Origin of the sequence: uncultured Tateyamaria sp., from assembly GCF_947494755.1 — a bacterium.
In the GTDB taxonomy this organism is placed as follows: domain Bacteria; phylum Pseudomonadota; class Alphaproteobacteria; order Rhodobacterales; family Rhodobacteraceae; genus Tateyamaria.
Genome location: NZ_CANLVZ010000041.1, coordinates 1 through 1857 on the forward strand (window position 1 = coordinate 1; position 1857 = coordinate 1857).

Sequence of the window (1857 nt, forward strand, 5' to 3'; positions counted from 1 at the left end):
ATATCCCAATGATCTGTTCTTCGCTGAAACGGCTTCTCTTCATCGTCTGTCTCCTCAGTTGGAGAACAGGCTAACTCCAAATGCCGGACTTTTCAGGGGAGCAGGTCATGCGCCATGCTTGTGGCCGCAGCACTGGCAGGCGCAGCAGGCTACTTCGCCGCCGCAGACCAGATCAGAGCAAATGATTTCGACCGGTCAGTCCGCCTCATCCAAAACGATAACCAAGGCACATGGTGCACTCGCTACGCTAACGGACAAATCATCAACGGACAGTCAGGCTCCAAATTCTGCGCAATACACATGCCGAACTACGTGGAACCAGAACCGGCGGAGTGATCAAGCCACTGTCTGCCCATCACCGTTCACAGATTCAAAAACAGCACCCGTCACGCCAGCATTCTCAAAACGACGCTTTACCTCTTCGCTGACGATAATCGAGCCAAGGTGCCTCTTGAGGCGGAAGATATGGTGATCACCAATCTTTTCCGGGTCCACCACCAAATTGAAGAATGACCGATACTCGCCAGCACGATCAGGGCGAACAGGATCGTTCACCTCATACTTCTGGAAGTCCGACCGCACCTCATCTACACAATCAATCTGCGTCTCAATGATCATCACAAAATAATCTTGCTCAACCGGCATACCTTCTACGTTAACCGGTTCCAAAACAGTGTGATAATAGGGCTCATCAATCTCTGGCAAACCAGACAGCGCATCCTTGGCTTTTCGGCTGAGAACGGGAACCGCAAATGCCTCAGTCGCGGTATAATCCATTGCCGTACCTTTGCGATAAACATCTAGCGTGTATATCGCTGGCTCCATGACGTAAGGCGCAGGATCGCTAAAATCCCAGTTGTCCACGTTGCGGATATCTCCAAGAAACCACCGGCTAGGCAGCTCTAAATCGTCCCTAAGCAAGTAATACTTCATACTTATTGTCCCGTAAGCCAACGATTGATCTGGCTCCCCGGAAGCACCGCCTCAGCCTTGATACGATCAAGCGTGTTCGTAACCGCTTGAGTATAAGAAGGACTGTTTGGAGTCAGGCCCCGTGTTGCGTCCGTCAACCGTCCATAAACGTGCTGATGATACGCTTGCGGGTGTGGACCACGATGCCCCGGAACTGCAATCTTGTTGATCTCACCATCAATATTCAGCCCAGCATTATCAAAAATTCGCTGAAAACGTGGCGTCCACGCAGGATTCCCACCAGTGCCAACATTACACTTGTTCGTGCAAACATGGTGAACCGGCACTGATGTGTAATCAGTCGGCGCGCGAACATCTACCCTGCCACCGTCAAGAGTAACATATCCACCACCCTCATTTCTGTAGATTGGCTTACCATCCGCAGAGTAGCGACCCGTCGAATTATACGTTGCCCCCCTTGGCCCCGTCACTGTCGCCGAACCGTTAGAATTCACCGTCACATTGTAACCGCTAGGGGCTTTGTATTCAGGTGCAGGCAACGCCAGTGTTCTATTTGTAGCACCATCAAAAACTCTTGTTCCGTCGATTGCCACCTCAAAGACGTTGTCGCCACGCCGCAAGGCAATGGACGCTACGCCGCCCACAACGGGAACAAATCCAGCCACAGCGCCCGCGCAGGCGCTTAGGGAAAGTTCGGTGCCACATTCGTAGACAGCCTTCAAGTCACCCAAAATCGGGACAAAGTCCACCACAATGCCTGCGGCAGCTAGAGCCTCAGCGTTTTGTTCGGCGTAGACCGACGTAATGTAAGCCTGTGCGCAATTATGAGCGGTAACACCTGAGCAGTTCTGCTCGTGGAAATTTTGGGCGTCTGCGGCGCTGTAGATGCCGCTGCGCACTGACATCAATGTGAGCGCGTCTTGC

The 1857-nt window shown here is 52.4% G+C and carries 2 protein-coding genes; both read right to left on the reverse strand.

Going from position 1 to position 1857, the window contains the following annotated elements; translation table 11 throughout:
* Positions 1-336: 336 nt before the first annotated feature.
* Positions 337-933, reverse strand: coding sequence for a DUF1629 domain-containing protein (locus Q0908_RS20270; protein ID WP_299289102.1), 597 nt, complete (start codon positions 931-933; stop codon positions 337-339).
* 2 nt (positions 934-935) lie between these two features.
* A partial coding sequence (locus tag Q0908_RS20275) for an AHH domain-containing protein (RefSeq protein ID WP_299289103.1) occupies positions 936-1857 on the reverse strand: 922 nt, incomplete at its 5' end.